16 protein-coding genes are annotated in these 17,942 nt (G+C 50.6%); 10 read left to right on the top strand and 6 right to left on the bottom strand.

Annotated features, from left to right (window positions below):
- Nucleotides 1-88: 88 nt before the first annotated feature.
- A complete protein-coding gene (locus EGH24_RS12200) occupies nucleotides 89-1,096 on the top strand; it encodes a hypothetical protein (protein ID WP_142980416.1) in 1,008 nt (335 codons plus the stop codon).
- Between the two features lie 22 nt (nucleotides 1,097-1,118).
- Here EGH24_RS12200 and EGH24_RS12195 read toward each other — a convergent pair whose 3' ends face one another.
- Entirely contained in the window at nucleotides 1,119-1,346 is a 228-nt protein-coding gene (locus EGH24_RS12195; RefSeq protein WP_185903313.1) for a hypothetical protein, read from the bottom strand.
- A 522-nt stretch (nucleotides 1,347-1,868) separates the two neighbouring features.
- Between EGH24_RS12195 and EGH24_RS12190 the strand changes: the two genes are divergently transcribed.
- The 4 genes from EGH24_RS12190 to EGH24_RS12175 all read left to right on the top strand — a co-directional run bounded on the left by EGH24_RS12190 (nucleotide 1,869) and on the right by EGH24_RS12175 (nucleotide 4,657).
- The gene (locus tag EGH24_RS12190; protein ID WP_142980415.1) at nucleotides 1,869-2,513 is read left to right on the top strand and encodes a hypothetical protein; all 645 of its coding nucleotides are present in this window, start codon (nucleotides 1,869-1,871) and stop codon (nucleotides 2,511-2,513) included.
- 430 nt (nucleotides 2,514-2,943) lie between these two features.
- Entirely contained in the window at nucleotides 2,944-3,111 is a 168-nt protein-coding gene (locus EGH24_RS12185) for a DUF1931 family protein (RefSeq protein WP_142980414.1), read from the top strand.
- A 296-nt stretch (nucleotides 3,112-3,407) separates the two neighbouring features.
- A complete protein-coding gene (locus EGH24_RS12180) occupies nucleotides 3,408-4,343 on the top strand; it encodes a hypothetical protein (RefSeq protein ID WP_185903312.1) in 936 nt (311 codons plus the stop codon).
- Nucleotides 4,344-4,345: 2 nt separating this feature from the next.
- On the top strand, nucleotides 4,346-4,657 hold the full coding sequence (locus tag EGH24_RS12175) for a hypothetical protein (RefSeq protein WP_142980413.1): 312 nt from the start codon (nucleotides 4,346-4,348) through the stop codon (nucleotides 4,655-4,657).
- 120 nt (nucleotides 4,658-4,777) lie between these two features.
- On the opposite strand, the gene EGH24_RS12170 is transcribed toward EGH24_RS12175, so the two are convergent.
- Nucleotides 4,778-5,494 (bottom strand): hypothetical protein, encoded by a 717-nt coding sequence (locus EGH24_RS12170; RefSeq protein WP_142980412.1) that lies wholly within the window; start codon nucleotides 5,492-5,494, stop codon nucleotides 4,778-4,780.
- Nucleotides 5,495-5,534: 40 nt separating this feature from the next.
- Nucleotides 5,535-9,287 carry a hypothetical protein gene (locus tag EGH24_RS12165; RefSeq protein ID WP_142980411.1) on the bottom strand — a complete coding sequence of 1,251 codons (3,753 nt, stop codon included), beginning with the start codon at nucleotides 9,285-9,287 and terminating at the stop codon, nucleotides 5,535-5,537.
- A 637-nt stretch (nucleotides 9,288-9,924) separates the two neighbouring features.
- Here EGH24_RS12165 and EGH24_RS12160 point away from each other — a divergent pair.
- Nucleotides 9,925-12,090: a type B DNA-directed DNA polymerase gene (locus EGH24_RS12160; protein ID WP_142980410.1), complete on the top strand. Its 2,166-nt coding sequence runs from the start codon at nucleotides 9,925-9,927 to the stop codon at nucleotides 12,088-12,090.
- Nucleotides 12,091-12,564: 474 nt separating this feature from the next.
- Nucleotides 12,565-13,791, top strand: a complete 1,227-nt coding sequence (locus tag EGH24_RS12155) for an orc1/cdc6 family replication initiation protein (protein WP_142980409.1) — start codon at nucleotides 12,565-12,567, stop codon at nucleotides 13,789-13,791.
- 273 nt (nucleotides 13,792-14,064) lie between these two features.
- On the opposite strand, the gene EGH24_RS12150 is transcribed toward EGH24_RS12155, so the two are convergent.
- From EGH24_RS12150 to EGH24_RS12140, 3 genes are all read right to left on the bottom strand, one after another.
- Complete coding sequence (locus tag EGH24_RS12150) at nucleotides 14,065-14,388, bottom strand: hypothetical protein (RefSeq protein ID WP_142980408.1); 324 nt, start codon at nucleotides 14,386-14,388, stop codon at nucleotides 14,065-14,067.
- A gap of 323 nt (nucleotides 14,389-14,711) precedes the next feature.
- A complete protein-coding gene (locus tag EGH24_RS12145; protein ID WP_142980407.1) occupies nucleotides 14,712-14,999 on the bottom strand; it encodes a PadR family transcriptional regulator in 288 nt (95 codons plus the stop codon).
- Nucleotides 15,000-15,307: 308 nt separating this feature from the next.
- Nucleotides 15,308-15,721, bottom strand: a complete 414-nt coding sequence (locus EGH24_RS12140) for a PadR family transcriptional regulator (protein ID WP_142980406.1) — start codon at nucleotides 15,719-15,721, stop codon at nucleotides 15,308-15,310.
- Nucleotides 15,722-15,848: 127 nt separating this feature from the next.
- On the opposite strand from EGH24_RS12140, the gene EGH24_RS12135 reads away from it, so the two are divergent.
- The 3 genes from EGH24_RS12135 (at nucleotide 15,849) to xseB (ending at nucleotide 17,925) form a co-directional block, all read left to right on the top strand.
- On the top strand, nucleotides 15,849-16,397 hold the full coding sequence (locus EGH24_RS12135) for a hypothetical protein (RefSeq protein WP_142980405.1): 549 nt from the start codon (nucleotides 15,849-15,851) through the stop codon (nucleotides 16,395-16,397).
- A 113-nt stretch (nucleotides 16,398-16,510) separates the two neighbouring features.
- Nucleotides 16,511-17,749 carry an exodeoxyribonuclease VII large subunit gene (gene xseA, locus EGH24_RS12130; RefSeq protein ID WP_142980404.1) on the top strand — a complete coding sequence of 413 codons (1,239 nt, stop codon included), beginning with the start codon at nucleotides 16,511-16,513 and terminating at the stop codon, nucleotides 17,747-17,749.
- Nucleotides 17,746-17,925: an exodeoxyribonuclease VII small subunit gene (xseB, locus tag EGH24_RS12125; RefSeq protein WP_142980403.1), complete on the top strand. Its 180-nt coding sequence runs from the start codon at nucleotides 17,746-17,748 to the stop codon at nucleotides 17,923-17,925. The genes xseA and xseB overlap by 4 nt, the downstream gene beginning before the upstream one ends.
- Nucleotides 17,926-17,942: the final 17 nt, after the last annotated feature.

The following is a 17,942-nucleotide window of genomic DNA, read 5'->3' as shown; positions in this document are numbered from 1 at the left end:
TCTTAAACACTTCCGAAAGAATCTAATAAATAGTTTTTTGATAGAATTATCTAGTGTATCAGAAAGGTTCAGCAAATGGATTTGCAGTGTGGCACCATCTGTATTTAATATATTTGGCCCACCGATCAATGCTGAAAATATTGAACTAAATGAGCGGATTAAAAATAATATTAACAATGGTATTGATGATCTCTTGGTGAAATTTCGAAGTTTTAATAATACAGTAGACAAATATTTAATAAAAGGTTTTGTTTACTTTCTCCTTGTTATTGTAGGGGCGTTGGCCTTCGATTTTATTAGGCAAATAGGACAACCTATTTCAGTAATATCAATACCTGTTGGCCTGCTTGCATTCCTCATATCTGCTTTATTATCATTGAGTCTATTATCTTTTCTCGTTGCTTATTTTTATATAATATTTAATTTTGGAGTCTTAATATGGATAAGTCTTCAGAGTATAAAGAACTCGTTTAGTTTGCGAGATGAAGGAGTACAAAATAAATATATTGTGAAGTTTCCAAGATATCCAATAGGATATAACTCGAAGAGAATTACTGTTTCTGAAAAAAATGCACATTATCTCTACTACATAACTATATATGGTATATTTGCGTTCATATTCGGCGTCGTGGGGAGACTAACTCCTGATATCGTTATGGCTGGATATAATATATTAGCAATAAATAACATTCCAAATGAATTATCTGGATTCACAAACTTATCTGTTGACTTCCTACGTGCTATTGATTTTATAACTCCAATAGACCTAACAAGTCTATTGACTGTTCAAAATATTTCTATATTATCTTACATATTATCAATCATATTTTTATTCTCTTCATTCCGTTATTTTAAATCTATACAACATGATGCTTCAAAATCGTCTCTGGAATGGTCTGATGGCCCAGAATTCACATGGAAAGAAAAATTTATAGATATATATCATATGATTAGAATTTCATCATTATATTATTTAGAATATGATGAGAATTCGCGCGTGCAAAAGTTGTTCTATGAACTCACGAAATCAGGGATTATATTCTCTTTATTCACATTTGAGTTGTTTATTTTTCTTTATTTGTTCATAAATATATAGTATTTGTGAGGTTGATATATATTTATAACACTTTTGATCCACGTTTGTGGTTCGAGGTGATCTGGCCAATGTGGGTCATCGAAGGTGTCGGCGATCGCTTCGGCCGAAAGCCACCGTTGGTACCCACGTCCATCAGATCTGGCAGCGGTGCAGCCGAGAGGTAGTTTGCCGACCCGCCTTCATAGACGGCGTCGACGACGAGATCTGCGGTGGCCAGTTCTGCGTGGCCAAATACCGTTGAGGTGGGCATAGTGTGCGCTGTTTCGGGTGGGACATAAACATGTTCCAGCACTGTTGAGTGGTCAGTTCTGAAGATCGACTCAACTCAAAATTGTGAGTCAGAAATGAACTCACAATCGCCGGCGTAGTGGATATCACCTTCGTATTCAACCAGTAATCTGCGTAATTCATCGATCGAGGAAGCCATCTCATCTAAGATATCACCGGCTGTATCGGCCTACTCGGCGGGAGTTTTGTTGGTTAGCCCGCTACAAATGGTTCTGACTCTCCCAGCTGAGTAAATCAACTGTCAGAGCATCGAATTGGTACTGATTGACGTGCAAGATGGACGGCGCGAATCTCGCACAGAATCATCTCCCAATTTGAGTAGAGTAGATCGCTCTGAGTAGGAGAACAAACGTTGGGTAGAGAACTTTCCGTCAAAAGGTAGTTCACAGGCGATTGTCCGAAAGTGTGTCTAAAAAGACCAGTCATAGACTATGTACATATGTTTCAGCGAAAGGTTTATTTCTTGTCACGTCGTGATTGCGGTATGTTTTCATTAGAAGACTTAGCAGAACGCTTGGAAGACGGGTATACGAGGCTGTTCACCCGGCTTACTGGGACCCCTATCGAAGAACGGGGATTAGTCGAGCTTAGCAATGGCGAGGAGATAGAGGTATGCTGGTTCTCGGACGATTCGGCGAAGTTAGGTCAGAACATCCCGTTTGCCGACACTATTATTCTGAATCGAGAGCAGTTCGATAGACTACCGAGTGAGGCTACAGAAACAATTATTCAACATGAACGGAGCCACCAACAGCGGGACTCGCTCATCCGTGGTGCTTGGTTGGGTCTTGTCCTTTCAGGGTTCTCAGTTGGGCTCGTGTCGTTGTTCTACGCAGGACTCGGAGCCGCCCTCGGTGCTCAAACCTCGGCTGTGACCGAGGCTGCTTATTTTGGAGCCACGTTGACCTTCGTCGCGTGGGGATTAAACCGGGCTGAAGAAACTGTTGCTGATCTAGATGCTATCCACGCAGTGGGTGAAGACCGATTTATTCGCGGATACGAAGCGATCAAGTCGACCAGCGATGGCGGAGTTATCGCGTCAATCCTAGGACGACTATTCTACAACAGTCCTGAAGCCACGAAAAAATTATATCACAATCTCCGTAAACTGGGTATTTACACCGACTAAGAATCCTGACCCAACAGAAAAATAGGGACATATCCGCCACTTCTCAACGGTTCACTCAGTATTGTTGGCTTCTACTAAACACTCAGATTCGAAACGCAGCGTGAAATTGATCTAAGTGATCCCAAAACACCAGAGATCCCAAGTATCGAACTGGCAAGGCAACTGTCCTAAGTCCTCAACTCGCAGTTTTCATCGACCGGCTGTTTCAGGCCAGAATATATCTGAAGAATAGGATTTCAACAGAGCCAAAATAACGTAGTTCCCGTGCTGACTACAACCTCTATATCTTGCACGGCGTTCATATCAAAATATAGGACGGATAAGTAGTCCCATAGTATTCGACAGGACGATTTTCATTTGCTGGGGTAACAAATCTACGAGCTCAGAACCTCAAACGTTTATATAAGGCTGGGGAGAACTCTACGTTGGAATGACTGACCTCATTGTCAAATCAGGCGTGAAGGAAGCACTGGCAGATCACCCGGTTTCAGCGGATTTCTACGAAGCTGTCAACGACGAGGTCGCTGAACTGCTCACCGAGGCTGCCGAACGAGCCGAGGCAAACGACCGGAAAACTGTCGAGCCACGAGACCTGTAGGCCGGGACGGCGTATTCGTATTCATTTCTCAAACCGATAGCAGTGATCGGTTGGATACTAATTTCGAGCAGCGTAACTGACTGTAGTGTATTAACCAACAGACTGCTCGCAAATCCCATATTGTTGGTTAAGACATCAGCGTAGGTTCCGGCCGCTTCTGGAAACGTTCTCGGAAACAGTCGATTATCTACAGAATCTCTGCCACAGAAGGCGGATCACCAGCCATCTCGTCCCATTCCCTGAAGCGCGGAAGTATCACGCAGCGGCTTATCGGGGACAATGAAAACTAGTCGAATATGCCAATCCACGCAAATTCGAATCGATTGGGGGTCGACCAGCCGACCCGCGACGCCGATCGGAATCAGGCCCTCGCTGATCAGGCCGATCCGAACACCGACGAAATGCTGTTGCCATCCCTCAACGAAGGCATCACGCTACTTGACGTCGAGGAGAGCCGCGGCGTTCCGATTCTACAGTCGCTCGTCCTCGATCATCTCCTCCTACACGACGGGCCTGCCTTCTGGGTCGACGCAAACGGACATGCGACCACGACGACACTTGCCCAGATCGCACCCAGTCAACGATTGCTCAACAGAATCCATGTCGCTCGTGGGTTCACTGCCTACCAGCACTACAGTACCGTCTGTGATCTCCCAACGGCGGTGAACCAGTCTATTCAAGCGTCCACCAGCGATCCCAGAGCAGGGAGTCAACACCCAGCGAGTCATGGCGAGGACTCATCACCACACACACCCGCCCTCATCGTCGCACCGGCCGTCGACGCGCAGTACCGTGCCGACGATACGCTCGGCGAGGCCGACGCAGAAACCTTGCAGGCACGAACGCTCACCCGGCTATCGACCTACGCCGAGGGGTACGACATCCCGGTGCTCATTACGCGAAGCGAACGAAGCGAATTCACCGAGCCGGTTGGGACGGCTGCCGATCACCACCTGGAGTGTTCACAGACCCGGATGGGGCCACGGATCGTCGGCGAGGACTTCGAGACGCTCGTCTATCCCGTTGGTGACGGCTCATATTACCAGACGACGTTCGCCTACTGGCGACAGCTGCTTGCGGCGCGTGCCACACAAGTTGGTGTTGAACCGACGACGCCGGCGTCGACGCCGACTCTAGAGGGCGTCGGGACGGGCCTCACAGCCGACGGTGAGACGGTCGCAGCCACCGCAGACCCGCTGCTCGATGCGTGGACGACAACGGGAGGGCGATAGCGATGGGACGAACGAATCCGACATACCGAGATGCACTCCGAGCCATCGAAGAGCGGTGGGGTGAGTTCCGCCGGGCACTCCGCCGGCGCGATCAACCACGATTTGATCGGCTCTTCGAGTACGCCCGTGAACACGCTGATGCAAGCGGATTCTTGAACCACCAGAATCCCCTTCTGTCGGCACTGCTCAGCATTGACCTCGAACAGGAGAGCCGACTCGATGAGCACGAACAACGACTGGAAGACATAGAACAGGCGTTAGACCACGATGACGTGCTAGAATCTGGAGCTGAAACGAAGGAGTGTGAGACTTAATCACACAATTAGATACGGTCGTCATCGATGTGCGGAAAAGAGGAGTATTGAATTGCTCGTACGGTACAATGTGGCCGATATTCGAGGCTCGGAATGGTACTCGTCGAAATCAGTTGCTCCTCAATTAGTCGCCGTTTCTGTTGCTTTTTCCACTTCCTCATCGGTTTCGACGTCGTCATGATCGTCGTAACCTAGAGCGTCGAGGGCATCGCGTTGCCGCAGCGATATTTCATCAAGTTGTTGTTTCAGATTGCGTTGCAACACATCGTTGGTTAGTAATTCCTCGTCGCTGACTCCCTCTAGTTCGTTCTGCAAGCCGATGAGCGAATTGTAATAGCTGTAGACGGCTTCTCGGGGAACTTCGTCAAACTGCCCCGCTCGCCACGGATCGCTCTCGTAGATTTGAGTTGGTGCCAACGAACCGTGATAACCTTCCTCGATTATGTATTGACGCGTTTCGTCCCAATCTTCGACGTGACTAATTTCTTCTGCCAAAGCACGTTTTGTATTCTCGATCTGTTCTTGCTTGCGTTTTTCTTCTCTTTCGTTCCGTTTCTGATTGAGGTTGACTAGCCGCTTGGTTTCGTTCGAATAACTATATGTGATTGACACTAACAACACGGTAGCCAAGCCAGTAACGGCTGCAGGCAGAGTAAACGAACTCGTTTGCCCCATGAGAATCAAATAGATCAAGTACGCTGTAAAGCAAAGTACGATAGCCCCGAGAAAAATATTGAAAACGTTCTGAAACCCTTCAAACCGGCCCGCAGTGGCAACAAACACGTCCGATTGGTCACCATCCTCGCCGTCGTCTTTTAAATTCTGAGACGAACTCAATTCGAACCACCTCTCGGAGTCATCGACGCGTTAGAAACCGTCATTCCTCGTAATAGTCCAGTTCTCTGACCTCTGTCGAGAAATTGGGGCTCGGCTCGATATGCCCCCATCCAACTTTGAGTTCTTTGGATCCATTCGAGAATCGGATTACGTCCAGCTCCCACCGAGCTTCCCCACCGGAATTCGCGAACGAAACGAGCGACTCAAGCTCGTCTGGAAGCACTCCACCCCACTCGTTTCGTACCCCTGGAGCCACGCAGATCTTGTGGGATCCGTCGGGTGTCTCGACACCGTCGCCGCCGTCCGGCTCGAATTCCGCCAAGCCCATCGAGACATGCATGTGGTCGCCGTTATCTACTTTGTCGAATTTTTCCGACGTGTTGATTTTATGATTGACGTCCGACTTGGTCACTATGCCCAGTGTTAGTTCAGCTGTGTCGTGTCCGTCGACCAGCGTCAACAAGTCCGTCACCAACTTCTTCATTTCGAGTGCATCGTCAGCTACGAACCATTCGAGGTCGTTCGTCTTGCCCAATTTCACCAACTCGTGGGTGATCTCTGGGTCGTCGTCGGCGTTCGAAACGGACGCGTGAAGACCGAATTTGTGCTCTCGTTTCCAGACGCTCGAGGGGGCTTCTTTCAATCGGTCTCTAAATTCTTCTTTGCTGTACTCAGCCTCGTATATGTATTTCAACGTCTGATAGATTTCGTCGTAGTCTTCCAGGCGTTGGAGCAGACAGGATTTCGTTTCCGCCTCAGAGAGCTTGTCCGGGTGCAGCTCCGAAAGTTCGGACACCGAGAGATCTGCGAGCTGTCGGTAATACTCTTCGAACCTATTTGGATCCGCTTCTCCCCCGAGGGTAGAAAGATGCTCGTTGAAACTCGCCACTTGCTCGTGGTAATCTTCAAGCGTGGCTTGCCAATTTACGTCGTCGAAGTTTTTAATTTGATAACTCAAGTCGTAAAATTCTCTCAAAAGAGAATAATACTCGCCGCAAATTTCGCCAAAGTCTTTCGTAAATTCTAAGAAGTGTTCGGTCTTCGTCGGTACCAAATGCGACTCGTGGCGATCTTTTACTTTATCTAGGAAGTCCGGCAAACCCGTCGCGTTGTAGAGGTCCCAGACCGTTTCAGCCCCTTCCACGGTTTGGACGCGAAGTTCATGACGTTCGTTGAAATTGTTCTCGATATCTGTCGCAATATCGTCCATTTCGTCCCACGCTTCCAACTTCAAATCGAGTTGAGTGGTCGGCCGTTTCAAGTCCGCTTTGTCCGTCAAGAGGTCTCGTGATTCCAAATCGCCCTTCATGTAATCGTCCAACGTCCGCTCTGATATCATGTCCTCCAACTTATCTAGGAACAACTCCACATTGGACTGCCGGGTCTCGTCGTCGGTGTAATGGTACCGATTGCTCCATCTGTAGTCAAGGAGCAAACGCAGTTCCTCTTGAATCGCGTGTAAGAAGGATTTAGCGTCCGAGCAACTTGTTAACCCGATTAGGTATTTCGCGTCTGCGCTGTCCTTATCAAATTTATCGTGTACCCAATAGAGAGCTCTGGCCAAGGACTCTGCTTCTTGAACGATTTGAGCAGAATTGGACCTGAAGCCGTAATTATCTTCGCTCGACTTCAAATGAATCATAGAATCAGATAAGTTGGCACTTGCCCCTTTGGCGATCTTATACATCCCGTCGTCATCCTCAGATTTCTCCAACATATCAACTCGTTTGGCCCATTTGACGAGATTGTCCCCGGACGAATTCATAGCTATCTCATCGTATTCGTACCCCTCTTGGAAGTCCGACGTGTCTTCGACGACGTCTAAGGTATTTCCGTATGGCAAGAAGGTATTCTTGATGTGGATCGACTCTGGATGCCCAGGGTTGTCCAAATCGTCGATATGTTTCTGATCGTTCAACGTCTGCCACAGTAGCACGCCTATTTTTTCGAGGACGAGGCTCGGAAGTGCTCTGCGTTTTTGTTTGGTGACCAGTATCTCGCGGAACGCATAGAACATCATGTCGTGGAACTCGTCGTACAAGATGAAGGCACTCTCACCGTGCCTGTAGGCCCGCGTCCACTCGGTCCCTTCGTCAGATTCGCGCTTGGTGAAAATTGGGATTTGCTCTCCCTTGTCTACGAGTACATCGAATGCAAGAGAAAAGTGACGTAGCTCTTTCGGGGAACTGAAGTCGTACTCCGTGCGTTCGCTCAAAATGCCCGCGAGTTCAGAGGCCGTGAAGCCGCTGTCCAACCGCTCTATCATCCTCGGGAACCAGCAATCGATATAGTCTTGATGGCCGTTGAACCTAGAGGACGCAGCTTGAGCCAAGCATTCAATGTTCGAATACATCGATTCGAAAATAATAGCTAGATTCGAATGCAAATTGTTGGCGTCGGAGATCCGGTCAATGTACTTGTCGTCGTTGCTGGTGATTTCTTCGTATTCTCCGTCTTCAACGGTGGAAATACCCTTCAAGGGGTCCTCTTCGTCTACGTAGTCCTTGTCGTCGATTTTGGAGTAGATCTCGGCCGGGTCGTCAGCGAAGTCCGCAGACAATTCGACATCGAACTCCACTGTCTCGTCGTTTTGATCTTCGGCTGGACTCTCCGACAAGGAACTGACGAAGTCGCCTCGATGAAGGTCGATGAATTTGAGGATTTCGCTACTGACCTTCTCTCCGAATACCATTTTGAGGTCGCTGTAATTCAGATGTTGCCTCGGTCCCGTCGACTGCGCGATGTCGACCTCGTCATCGAAAATGGTCTCTTCGACGAACACGCCGAACAAGTAGCTGACGAAAAACCAGATCAGCCGGAATTTACACTTTTGTCGTTCGTCCTCGTCCTCAATGTGGCCGGTCCATTCGTCGACGAACTCGTTGAGGTAGCCGAACTCCTCTGAATCGAACGCCGCGTCGGTTTCCAAAATTGAACTCGCGACAGAGAACATGTACATTGGCGCGATGGTTACGGAGCCAGCCTCTCGGTCGAAATACACCCTAAGTTTGTTGATTTTGTTCTCGGGTTCGACGCCATCGAATACGACATCGTGGAATTGAAGCCCGTCTTTCGGCGGAACCAAGACGCTCATTCGGCGCAGGCCCCGTCGCGACTGCTGGGTCGTGGTCAACTCTTTGCTCTGATACTTATCTTTGAGCCGTTCGAAGTCGGCTGTAGAGAAAACGGCGTTGATGAGCGCGTAGTCGATGTCGTAGGGTTTGTTGAGCGTAGCAATCGTATGGATCAGGTCTTTCGAAAATTTGAATCGCTTGCGAACGCTCGTAGAAAGGAACGTCTTGAACGGAACCGCCATGTGGTCGGTCTCTTCGTTCAACACCAGATCGACTTCGTTCGCAGGAATGCGGTCGCACTCCTCTTCGGAAAAGAGGCCCTGACAGTCGCTGTCGATGGCTAGGGTTACGACCGTGAGTTGGCTAGCGTCGAGATCGTACTTCAACGCGAGTTCGGAGACGAAATTCCAAACCGTGGTGCCCGCAATTAAGATGTCGTCCATTACGACGACATCGGCGGTTTCGATCTCTTCGTCATCGATATACGGAAGTGCTTTTTCCGTAACGATCTTGTCCCCGAAGTCGATCAGCTCTTCCTCCTCGGCCCGTTCCAACAACCGGGGGCCTGATCGAGAGAGAGCGACGACATATTTGGGGTCCTTCGCGACCACATATTCGTTGAGTTTCTCGATTTGGCGGCGAAACTGCTCGATCAGATCCTCGTTCTCGTTGTTGAGAGGAGCCAGAGAGGGCGGCTCAGGAATAGCACGGCTGGACATAAGATTCGATGTTGTTTGTGGAGCACTGCCCTCCGCGGTAAAAGAATTGCGAGATGTCATTTTGGGTCGTGCTCTCCGCCATCCGACCGCTGGTATTAGGCCGCGACCCCGACGGAAGATGGATAAGACCGCGTTGAGGATACGTCGTCACAATCTTGCTGAACCACTTGACCCTGAAGTCCCGAGAGCAAAAGAACCCAAGAGAATACGACAACCGCGCTGTCCATATAATAGTACCTTCTCCGAGGAACCCGAGCGAGACTCTTGTGAGTCGTTCGTTCATATTGGTAACGTAGGTTGTGAACATACAGAGGTTGCAGTGGTGCCTCCGGATAGCAACCGAACGGCGTGACCGACTCGCGTTTTGTACCTTCACACGACCATTGGTAATAATGAGAGCAGTACAGGTTCCAATCATTCCAGAACACAAAATTAACCAACAAATCCGCTGGTACCAGCGCGTTCGTTGGTTAAATAACGATTCCGGAAGCCGTCCCGGAAACGGCTGAGAATGACGTATAGTGGAATATATCTCGATAGCGGGCCACCAAACCTATTCTCTGAAATCCGGAGACGACACGCAGGCACCTATCCTCCACTGCCTCGTTCACTCCGAAGGAGGCTCGACAACTCACAGATGCCGTTCACCATTGACTTTCTGGACGACGGTCGCATCTTAGAGTGGGAAACAACCGCCGATGGTGCCGTCGCAACCGAACGGGACGACTACACACCACGGTTCTACGTGGCCCCTCGCGATCCAGCGTCCGACCTCGACCTCACGACCCTCCGATCAGTGTACAATCAGCACCCTGAGGTCGTCGGAACTGAGATGGTTGGGCGGCGACCCGGCTTTCGACGAGATGAGGAGACAGTTCTTGCCGTCGACGTCGCTCACATCAACCGCGTCACCACACTGGCTCGGCAAACACGCCAGCTGTCGGAGTATCCAATCGGCGATCTGGCCTGCTTCAATGTCGATCTCTCACGTGAGTTCCGGTACTGTCTGGAGACCGGGATCGATCCGACACCGACGAAGGAGCTGTCGACGCTCCGGCTCAGCGTGCCAGTGACCGAGACGAGCAACGATGTCTATGGAGAACTCTCGGTCGCCGGCGATACTGTTGCTGGATCACCCCAAGATATCCTCTCGACGGTGCAGGCAGCATTCGAAACACACGACCCGGACGTTCTGGTTTGCTCGACAAGTGAAATCATTCCAACACTCTATGAAATGGCGACAGACGCCGGCGTCGATGAATTCACACTGAGCCGCCATCCTGAGATCGACTACCAGCAACTCGCCAGTCGATCAACCTATGCAAGCTACGGTCGTGTAGGTCACTCTCCGGCGCGGTACAACGTACCCGGCCGGGCGATCATCGACGAGTCGAATACGTTCTTTTACGGGGAGACGAACCTCGACGGCGTCCTCGATCTCGTCTCGCGCTCGAAAAAACCGATTCAGGAGCTTGCATGGGTATCGATCGGAAACGTGCTTACGGCGATTCAAATCTGTGAGGCCCATGACCGCGACGTTCTCGTCCCGTGGAACTCCTGGCGACATGAGTTTTACAAACCGATGGGAACACTCCACGACGCCGACCGCGGCGGCTTCATCTTCGCGCCTGAGGTCGGCTTGCATGAGGATGTTCACGAACTCGACTTTTCGAGTCTCTATCCGAACATCATCTGTACTCGGAACGTCTCGCCGGAGGTCATCCGGTGTGATTGCCATAGCGACCGTGAGGACGTCCCCGGACTCGGATACTCAATTTGTGACGACCGCGGCTACCTCGTTGACGTATTGCAGCCGATCATCGACGCTCGCGACGAGATTAAGGCGGCCATCCGTCGAGAGAAACAGCGGGACTATCCCGATGAGGAACGACTAGCTGAACTCGAAGGACGGTCGGGGGCGCTCAAATGGATTCTCGTCGCTTGTTTTGGGTACCAGGGATTCAGCAACGCGAAGTTCGGTCGCATCGAGTGCCACGAAGCAATCAACGCGTTCGCTCGCGAGATTCTGTTGTGTGCAAAACAACGCTTAGAAGCCGGCGGGTGGCGTGTGATCCATGGCATCGTTGATTCGATCTGGGTGACGCCCGATCCTGCCGTCGACGATGAAGACCGCGAGGACCTCAGCGCGCTCGCAACGGAAATCACGGAACGTGTTGAGATTCGACTCGAACACGAAGCTCACTACGACTGGGTGGCGTTTGTCCCCCAACGTGAGAGCGATGCCGGCGCGCTGACGAAGTACTTCGGGAAGGTCGCCGGCGAAGACGACTTCAAGATCAGAGGCATTGAAGCTCGGCAACGCTCAACGCCGGCGTTCATCGAGGACATCCAGCGTGATTGCCTCAAACGACTCGATGCGACCCGGTCGGCGGACGCGGTGCTCGGACTGCTCGAACGAGCAATCGACGAACTGCAGGCGGGCAACGTTCCAGTGGAGCAGCTCGTCGAACGAAATCGTATCTCCAAGCCGCTGGAAGGCTACTCACAGAATACCCAAAACGTTGCGGCGTTGAAGCGAGCTCGGGAACAGGATCTCGCTGTCCATCCAGGACAAGACATCGAGTACGTGGTCGTCGACGACGAGAAGACCTCCCGAGAGCGGGTCGCGTTGGCTCACGAAGAGTTCGAGTCGTACGATCCGTCGTACTACGAGACACAACTGGTCAGAGCGGTCGAGAGTTTGTTGTCACCGCTCGGGTGGGATCGGACGGAGATTCAACGAGAAATCGGTGAAACACGAGAAACCAACTTGGCTGCCTACGCTGAGAGTGAGAAAAGTTAACCAACACAGCACGGTAATCCTCGATTATGTTGGTTAACAGTGAACGGGGGCACGGACTGGAGGCTGTAGTGAATAAGATGGACACACACCCTCGTCAAGAGTGAAAACCAGTGAATTAGCCCGTGCTGTCACCGCTTAGATGGGAGTAGACGGAAAATCAAGGAGGGATCAAAAGATATGTCGGATTCCTTGATTGATCTACCCCAGACACACACCACTCTTGCAAGTGAAGCCGGGAAAGAGGACGGCCTGGCCAAAGCTAAGATAGCATTCAATCGGAAACAACTACTCTAATCAACTCAGGATCGGGATTTCAAACGGTAAGTGTCAACGCTTTAGTTGAAACGTCGGACTGTTGTTCTTCTAGAGTACTACTAACTAGCTTTTCACTTGTAATAGTGGTGTGTGTCTGTCTAGTTCACTTGAAACAGATGAAGGAGTGGTTTTATATGCCGCTGATGTGATACCGTTGATATGCCGCGGTTCGAGCGGAAACAAAACATCTTCCGCAACAAGGACGCCCTCGGCGAGTCTTACCAACCAGAAACTATCGAGGAACGAGAGGAGGAGATCGACCAATACATGGACGCACTCCAACCAGTCGTCGATGGTTGGGAACCGAATAACATCTTCCTCTATGGGAATACCGGCGTCGGAAAAACAGCTGTAACCGACTATCTTCTTGACCAACTTCGTGAAGATGTCTCTGATTACGAGGACGTCAACCTCTCCGTTATTTCTCTGAACTGCAAGACGCTCAACTCTTCATACCAGGTCGCGGTTGAATTGGTGAACAAACTTCGGCCCAGTGGTGGGGAAATTAGTTCAACCGGCTATCCACAACAAGCTGTTTTCAAAAAACTATACGCTGAACTCGAAGATATCGGCGGGACGATTCTGCTTGTCCTCGACGAAATCGATGCCATTGGTGATCGTGATGAATTACTGTATGAACTTCCGCGAGCTCGGGCAAACGACAATCTTGATGACGCGAAGGTTGGGTTAATCGGGATCAGCAACGACTTCAAATTTCGTGACCAGTTGGATCCACGTGTTCAAGATACACTTTGTGAACGTGAACTCCAATTTCCCCCCTACGACGCTCCTGAGCTAGAGAATATTCTTCAATCTCGTGCATCTATCGCAATCGTCGATGACGCTATCAAGGATGGGGTGTTAAAATTCTGCGCAGCTCTTGCCGCCCGTGACAGTGGGAGTGCGCGGCAAGCTCTCGATCTCCTACGGCTGGCCGGCGAGATTGCTGAGAACAACGACCGCGATGCGATTACGGAAGATCACGTTGAGGCTGCTCGATCTCGACTTGAACAGGAACGAGTGGAAGAAGGGATGAGAGAACTCACAACGCACGGCCGGCTAGCGTTACTGGCTGTTGTCTCGAAAGCAGCAAAGGCTGAGACGCCGTGTCGAACTCGGGATATTTACGAAGAGTATCTCACTCTGTGCGAGTCCTCTGACACCGACTCATTAGCTCAACGGTCCGTGCATAACCATCTTTCTGACCTTCGGATGCTCGGTATCCTTTCGGCAAATGAGAACCGCAGCGGATCTCGGGGGAATTACTATAGTTATGAACTCGACGTTCCGTTTAGCAGTGCTGTCGAAGCAATGGATGATGTACTCCGTCTAGACGAGGAAATTGAAACGATACGTGATATTGCGACAATGAACAATCGCTCTTAGACCCTCCACCTTTGCAAGTGAAACTATGAACCCATAGACGGTGTGGCCTTCACTTGTAATAGTGGTGTGTTACGCTTCACTTGCAAGAGTGGTGTGTTGGATTTCGCTTGCAAGGGTGGAGTGGGTCTTCACTTGCAAAGATGGGGTGTGATTTCACTTGCAAGAGTGGTGTGTGGTAGACCGATTTAATTCTGAGATCCTTTCGACCTAGATATTTTGAATTCACTTTGCATACGGAGTATGTGGTCCCACTGAATCCGTATCGTTGATGGCTTACTCGTCAGAACTGACTGGCCCTTTATATTTGGACGTGATTTTGTCTCCCTCTCTCCATTGCCAGTAGTAGTAGCGGTTGTCGTTGATTTCCTTGATCGTGATTGTAGCCTTCGAGGGTACATCGTCTGGAAGGTCATCGGGTCGGTTGTCGATCTCGTCATCACCCGACTTCTCTTCGAGACGGGCCTCCCGATCTTTGTGCTCTGCCAGCTTCTCAGCGTAACTTGCGACATATTGTAGCTGTTCTGGGGAGTACCCGTTGAGAGTGTTGACAATATCAGTCGGGAGTTCTGTAGGCGGCGTCGGTGGCTCGTAGGACATGGGACGATAATCTCGTGTTAACCAACAAAAACCGTGTCAACATAGGTTTGTTGGTTAAGCGAATTTGTCTCCCAATGCCCTGAAGACCGTGACATTGCGGCTATTTAGTCTGTAAGCAAATTCGCCGTAGTACCATATCACGAATCAATTGAATCTGGGGAGAAGATCCACGGCGTAATGGACAGAAACCGTGGATCAGGGGTGGATTATGGCTCGCGATGTCCTGTAGACGGGTTGGCCACTCGGGTCTAAAAGCAGCCAATCGATCTTGTGAATGGTGGCAATAAAAATCTACTGTATGAAATGATATTTCGATTCTAACTTCAATTATCCAGTACCCTACCGAGTTGGTTAGCTTCCCACTCTCGCCGCTCAGCAAGCAATTCTCGACCTGCGTCAGTCAATTCATACTGATTCGTTCGGTCGTCGATCTGGCTCTTGGCCAAATAGCCTTCATCGATAAGCGTGTCCAGATTTGGGTACAGTCGACCATGATTGATTTCGGTATCGCTGTAGGCTTCTAGGTCGGTCTTGATACCCAGTCCGTAGGGTTCCTCCGCCCCGGCGATACAGTACAACAGATCGCGCTGAAACCCAGTCAACTCGAACATTGTCCGCTCGTAGTGTCGAGAAGACGACTTATAGGGGTAGCGATTCTGTCAGAAGCGGCGTATGTTAAGGACCAAACCAAGTCGGTCAGTTGCTATCTGCTGGCCTGACGACCCGTTCAATACTGTAAATAGTCGTCTTTCCCATATCCCACTACCGTTGACAGCGTCGGTGGCTCATAGGATATCGAGGGTCGCCTTGCGTTAACCAACAAAATGTCTATACTCTCAGATTTGTTGGTTAATTAGATTTAACTCCCTCGCGGGTTGAAGAGTCAGAATACCAAACTATTCCCGAATAGAACGTCCCGTTAGCTATCTCCGGGACGTGGGGCGTTTTCGTATTTGACCATCTTCTCTGGCTTATCCGAGATTGTGTCGTAGATCTGCTGGAGGGTCTCTTCTGCAGCGAGCAGATTGTGTTCTTTGAGGAACTCTCGGCCATCTTCGCTGAGGCCATAGAATTTCCAGGGGTAGCCCTGTCGGCGTTGGTCATCATTGAGTGCGACCTCCTTGACGATGCCTGCGTCGATGAGCTTCTGGATATGCTTGTAGACCGTGGCGTCGCTCACGCTGGGGTTGAGTTCCTCGAGTTCATACATCGAGGGGAGTTGCTCAGGATGCTGAAGGATATTATTGATCAGCGCGAACCGCGTCTGCTGGGTGACGAAGTGGACGAGTTCCCGTGATTCCATCCCCTCAGCAGTCCTCAGGTCGGTGCTCATACAACACAATACACGTCCTGTCGGCAAGTAGTTTACCCTTGAGTAAATCACTATGGAGTAAACTAAACCTGATTAAACTAGTAATTTACTTCATAAACCATATCACACGCCACTGAGAGGTTCGTGTATGTCCGACGAGGAGTCACCCGTCCCTGAAGAGGTGCTCACGAGTGCGAAAGACCAACTCGACGACGAAGCAATCTCGCTGTCGGACAACGAAGAGATTCTTCACGCCCTCAGCGAGTTGACACCCGTCTATGAGAACGACAGATCGTACTTTATTCTCGGAAACTATGACCGAGAGCCGATCCATCGGCTGAACCTCGTAGCTGATAGACTCAATTGCCGGAAAGACGCCTACGCCTTCCGGATGGTCGATATCCGTGGTGAGTGGGACAACAGTATCCAGAAATTCTGTCTGATCGCCGATATCGTGACCTACCTCATCGGGGTCGCAGAAAAAGAGCCGAGTGACTTCCTCGTTGAGCAGGGCCTACTCGTCGGTACAACGGAGTTCTTCTCGAAGAGTCATGTTCTCAAGCGGGAGTACGAGGACGAAGAGCACCCCTTCGGCTGGATGCAAGACGGTGTCTTCGAGCTGTTTGATCAAGAGGATCGATTGTATCGATGGCAGACCGAGGAGGAACTCGTCGACGTGACAGAAGACCTCCCGTGACGGCGATGGGACAATATCTGTCTGGTTACCGCTGAATCAGTTGATCGCACCAGCTTATTTCCATGAAACGACCCGGATAGCTTTTTGCCATTCTAGTCTGTGCCAGTAATCGGATGGCGAACGCAGATGTGACAACCGATGCTGTCGCCGAACTCGATAGTGACGATGTCGTCACTGTGGCGACACTCAATGAGGAGATCGCCGCGGTCATCGATGATCGTCGTGAACTCAATCACGACTACGTCGTCGGTGATGCCTCTGACTGCCGTGAGTCCAACGGCCACCTGCATTTCGATTTGGTTTTCGATAGTAGATCCATCCACTGTGTCGTCTTCGGAGTTCGCCACAAGTCGTTGAATGCAATACCTGACGAAGATATGCATGTCGCCGTTCGGGGTGAACTCTCTTACTATGAGCCACAGGGATCGTGCTCGCTCATCATTGAGGATGTTGTCAACATGGGCGAAAGCGAGTACAGCCAGATCTATAAAGAAAATAAAGAGAAACTCGCAGCCGATGGCTTGCTTGACGATGATCAAAAACAGTCGCTTCCGGAATTGCCTGCCACGGTTGGTATCGTTACTTCAGCCGATAGTGATGCGCGGATCGACGCGGTCACCGCAATTCATGACCGCTATCCCGAGGTAGATATCAAGATCCATGATGCCAACGTGCAGGGGCCAACCGCCCTCCAAGAGCTGATCAGCGGCGTTGCAGCCTTCGATGAAGACACCACTATCGATGTGATCATCGTCACCCGTGGTGGTGGCGCAGACAAAACACTCCGGACGTTCAACGAGACACCACTCTGTCGAGTGCTTGCTAACACCGAGACACCGACCGCGGTAGGCATCGGCCACGAAGACGATCAGACGTTGGCCGATGAGGTGGCCGATTTCCGGTTTATGACGCCGACACATGCTGGCGAAGTCGTCCCGAAGCGATCAGATCTTGACCGAGAACGCACCCAGCTTTCGGAGCGACTCGATACGGCCTACCAGAGTGCTATCGAAGCCAAACTCACGGCTTCGGAAACCGCGCTCGATAACGCCTACGAGAGCGTGGTTGGCAGTCGCCTACAGCAGTTGGAGGCCTCACTTGCGCATGCTGCTGACCGCCATGTTGAGGCAGAGATTCTGGAGCTACGGAATCAGCTGGAGACTGCCTACCAGACACTTGAACAGGAGAAAGAGCACGAAGAACAACTCGAAGAAACAGTCGAAGAAGTTCGCGATGAAGCTATGACCGAAGCGGAGGCGAGGGTGGCCAGACAACAGCGACGATACAAGATTGCAATCGCCGTGCTGGTACTGGTCGTTCTTGGCCTAGCCGCTCTCTACGTGATCACATGAGCGAGAATACCCCAGTCAGCGACAAGGTGGACCGAGTCGAAACAATCATCGAGCAGCTCGAAGACGGCGAGGTTTCCCTCGAAGAAGCACAAGAGCTCCGCGAAGAGGGTCAAGAAATCCTTGCTGAGCTTGAGGAGACGCTCGACGTTGGTGAGGGAGACATCATTGAGCAATGAAGCCAGACGTGAATACG

Origin of the sequence: Halonotius terrestris (assembly GCF_006861665.1) — an archaeon.
In the GTDB taxonomy this organism is placed as follows: Archaea; Halobacteriota; Halobacteria; order Halobacteriales; family Haloferacaceae; genus Halonotius; species Halonotius terrestris.
This window is presented reverse-complemented; position numbering and strand designations above follow the sequence as displayed.

What these genes read in the sequence shown, in the direction of transcription:
- EGH24_RS12135 (WP_142980405.1), top strand. Translation starts at nt 15,849, where the DNA reads ATGTCCGACGAGGAGTCACCCGTCCCTGAAGAGGTGCTCACGAGTGCG.
- EGH24_RS12175 (WP_142980413.1), top strand. Translation starts at nt 4,346, where the DNA reads ATGGGACGAACGAATCCGACATACCGAGATGCACTCCGAGCCATCGAA.
- EGH24_RS12145 (WP_142980407.1), bottom strand. Translation starts at nt 14,999, where the DNA reads ATGTTCGAGTTGACTGGGTTTCAGCGCGATCTGTTGTACTGTATCGCC.
- EGH24_RS12165 (WP_142980411.1), bottom strand. Translation starts at nt 9,287, where the DNA reads ATGTCCAGCCGTGCTATTCCTGAGCCGCCCTCTCTGGCTCCTCTCAAC.
- xseB (WP_142980403.1), top strand. Translation starts at nt 17,746, where the DNA reads ATGAGCGAGAATACCCCAGTCAGCGACAAGGTGGACCGAGTCGAAACA.
- EGH24_RS12190 (WP_142980415.1), top strand. Translation starts at nt 1,869, where the DNA reads ATGTTTTCATTAGAAGACTTAGCAGAACGCTTGGAAGACGGGTATACG.
- EGH24_RS12150 (WP_142980408.1), bottom strand. Translation starts at nt 14,388, where the DNA reads ATGTCCTACGAGCCACCGACGCCGCCTACAGAACTCCCGACTGATATT.
- EGH24_RS12160 (WP_142980410.1), top strand. Translation starts at nt 9,925, where the DNA reads ATGCCGTTCACCATTGACTTTCTGGACGACGGTCGCATCTTAGAGTGG.
- EGH24_RS12195 (WP_185903313.1), bottom strand. Translation starts at nt 1,346, where the DNA reads ATGCCCACCTCAACGGTATTTGGCCACGCAGAACTGGCCACCGCAGAT.
- EGH24_RS12140 (WP_142980406.1), bottom strand. Translation starts at nt 15,721, where the DNA reads ATGAGCACCGACCTGAGGACTGCTGAGGGGATGGAATCACGGGAACTC.
- xseA (WP_142980404.1), top strand. Translation starts at nt 16,511, where the DNA reads ATGGCGAACGCAGATGTGACAACCGATGCTGTCGCCGAACTCGATAGT.
- EGH24_RS12185 (WP_142980414.1), top strand. Translation starts at nt 2,944, where the DNA reads ATGACTGACCTCATTGTCAAATCAGGCGTGAAGGAAGCACTGGCAGAT.
- EGH24_RS12180 (WP_185903312.1), top strand. Translation starts at nt 3,408, where the DNA reads ATGCCAATCCACGCAAATTCGAATCGATTGGGGGTCGACCAGCCGACC.
- EGH24_RS12155 (WP_142980409.1), top strand. Translation starts at nt 12,565, where the DNA reads ATGCCGCGGTTCGAGCGGAAACAAAACATCTTCCGCAACAAGGACGCC.